The organism is Pseudomonas fuscovaginae SE-1 (genome assembly GCF_000364705.1).
Taxonomy (GTDB): domain Bacteria; phylum Pseudomonadota; class Gammaproteobacteria; order Pseudomonadales; family Pseudomonadaceae; genus Aquipseudomonas; species Aquipseudomonas fuscovaginae_A.
The window spans coordinates 1-3,061 of record NZ_AQOH01000270.1 but is presented as its reverse complement, the minus strand read 5'-3'; the positions used below and the strand labels follow the sequence as shown (position 1 = coordinate 3,061).

Annotated in this window: 1 protein-coding gene; it reads right to left on the bottom strand. The window is 66.6% G+C overall.

Annotation, left to right across the window (positions count from 1 at the left end):
- Positions 1–3,061 (bottom strand): non-ribosomal peptide synthetase (locus tag K675_RS31225; RefSeq protein WP_157383971.1); only part of this gene is annotated, 3,061 nt, incomplete at both ends.

Genomic DNA, 3,061 nt, shown 5'->3' with positions numbered 1-3,061 from the left:
GCGCCGCGCTCGACACAGATGCCCACCCGCGAATCCGGCTGCACACCCTGCTTGCGCAAGGCATGGGCCAGGCGGTTGGCCTGCTCGTTCAATTCGCGATAGCTGAGCTGCCTGCCGTCATGGACCACCGCCACGGCATCCGGCGTGCGTTCGACCTGCGCTTCAAACAACCCATGAATGGTCTGCGCCTGCGGGTACTCCAGCACGGTGTCGTTGAACGCCACCAGCAACTGCTCGCGTTCACCCTCCGGCAGAATCGACAGGCTTTGCAGCGACGCTTGCGGCGTATGCTCCAGCGCTTCGAGCAACTGCTCCAGCGCCGTACGCATATAGCCACACACCCGCTGCGCGCCAATCGAGGGCGCCACCAGCGCGGTCAACTGGAAGCCATCCCCCAGGTCGTCGACGTTGAGCGTCAGCGGATAGTTGGTTCGTTCTTCGCCGCTGAGGGTATGGATCCCCTGCCAGGCCTGCATGGCCTGTTCGGACACACTGCCCACGGCGCTATGCCGGTAATTGAGCAGGGCGCTGAACAGCGGCAGTGGCGCAGCTACGCCACTGCAGCGCTGGGCCAATGCCAGGGAGGCATGCTCATGCCCCAGCAACGCGGTCAGCCGCGCATGGGTCGCCTTGACGCCGGCGCGTACCCCCCGCCCACCGACCGCGACCCGCAGCGGCAAGGTGTTGATGAACATCCCCAGCGCCCGGTCGGCGCCCTCGCCGCCCTGCATCCGGCCCATCAGCACGGTGCCGAACACCACATCCTGCCGGCCCGAGGCCTTGCCCAGCACCTGGGCCCAGGCCAGGTGTATCAGGCTCGCGGCACTCACCCCCAGTTGCCGGGCCTGAGCGCGCAGGCCCTGGTCCAGCCGGCTGTCCAGCACCAGGCTGGCCTCCTCGATATCCCGACCGTCGCCCTGCACGTCCTGCAAACCGAACGGCAGGGTCGGCTCATCGACCTCGCCGAGCATGTCGCGGAAAAACGCTTCGTGATCGGCCTGGCTCACCCCCAGGCGTGCCTGGGCCACGTAGTTGCGATACGGCACCGGTGCCGGCAGGGTTTCGGCCTCGCCCAGCAGCCAGGCCTGCATTTCATGCTGCACCACCTCCATCGCCATATGGTCCAGCGCCATGTGATGGAACAGCAGCATCGCGGTGATGCGCTGGTTGAGCGGATCCTCGGCATAGGCCAGACGCATCAGCGGCGCCTGGCCGATGTCCAGACGGTAGTGCCGGGGATCGAAGCGGCCATGCAGTTGCGTGCCGATGTCACCGGCCGCCGGGTCGAGTTCGAGCGCATCCAGGTGCAGTCGCGCCTGGCGCCAGACCACTTGCACTGGTGCATCCAGGCCTTCCCAGACCACGCCGGTGCGCAGAATGTCGTGGCGGTCGATGACTGTCTGCAAGGCCTGGACAAAGGCGTCAAGGCGTTCGCGATCGTCGAAGGCGAACTGCGCCTGCAGGACGTAGGGGTCACCCTGCCCGGCTGCCAGGTGGTGATAGAGAATCCCCTCCTGCAACGGCGCCAGCGGATAGATATCCTGCACGTTCGCGACACCACCGGGTACCGTCGCCACCACCCGGTCGATCTGCGCCTGGGTCAGGCTGACCAGTGGCAGCAGGTCCGGGGTGATCCGCTCGCAATCCTGCGCAATCAGGTTGGCCGGCACGCTGATCTCGCGTCCGCCACCCACGGCGGCAGCGAGTGCGGCCAGGGTCGGCTGGCTGAACAGCACGCGCACGTCGGCACTGAGGCCCAACTGGCGCATGCGTTCGATCAGGCTCACCGCCAGCAGCGAATGGCCACCTAGTTCAAAGAAGTGATCGTTGCGCCCGACACGCTCGACCTTGAGCAGGTCGGCCCACAGCTGTGCCAGGGTGGTTTCCAGTTCACCCTCGGGCGCCTCGAACTCGCGACTGGCATAGGCGTCGGCATCCGGCGCCGGCAAGGCGCGGCGATCCAGCTTGCCGTTGGCGGTGAGCGGGAACGATTCGAGGATCACGAAGGCACTCGGCACCATGTAGTCGGCCAGGGACGCCACCAGCTCGCTGCGCAGTGCAGGCGCCGACAAGGCCTTGCCTTCCTCGCCGACCAGATAGGCGACCAGGCGCTTGTGCCCGGACTCGTCCTGGCGGGCCAGTACCAGTGCCTCCCTGACGCCCGCGCAGGCGGCCAGGCGCGCCTCGATTTCCCCCAGTTCGATGCGGAAACCGCGAATCTTCACCTGGTCGTCGTTACGCCCGAGGTACTCGACAACACCGTCCGCGGTCCAGCGCGCGAGGTCGCCGGTACGGTACATCAGCGCCCCGGCCCGGTCGCTGAACGGGTCGGCGAGGAACTGCGCGGCGTTCAGTTCGGGCCGGTTCAGATAGCCCTTGGCCACACCCTGCCCGCCGATATACAGCTCGCCGGCCACGCCAATCGCCACCGGTTGGCGCAAGGCATCGAGGACATAGACCTGGCTGTTGCCGATCGGCCGGCCAATGGGAATCGCACCGTGCCCGGCCGAAGTGATTTCATGGGTCGTGGAAAAGGTCGTGGCCTCGGTCGGGCCGTAGCCGTTGAGCAAATGCCCGGGGGCACCTTCGGCCAGCACCCGGGCGATCACCGAAGGATCCAGCACATCGCCACCGACGATCAGGTAGCGCAATTGTGCGAAGGCATCCATCAGGCCGACGGCATACTGATGGAACAGACCGGCAGTCATCCACAACACCGTCACCGACTGTGCCAGCAGCAAGGCCCGGAAATCCTCCAGGGACAGCAACACCGCCTGTTCCACCACGACCACGCAACCGCCGTTGAGCAGCGGTGCCCAGACATCCAGGGTGCTGGCATCGAAGGCCGGGTTGGAGGCGAAGGCCACGCGGTCCAGCCTGTTGAAATCGGCGTAGCCGTTGTTGATCACCAGGCGGCTCACCGCCCGGTGCGGCACCAGTACCCCCTTGGGGGTTCCGGTGGAGCCGGAGGTGTACATGATGTACGCCACCGACTCGGCGTCCGACAGCGGCTGCGGATTCGGCACGTCCGTGGCCAGCGCCAGCACGTCCAGATCCACCC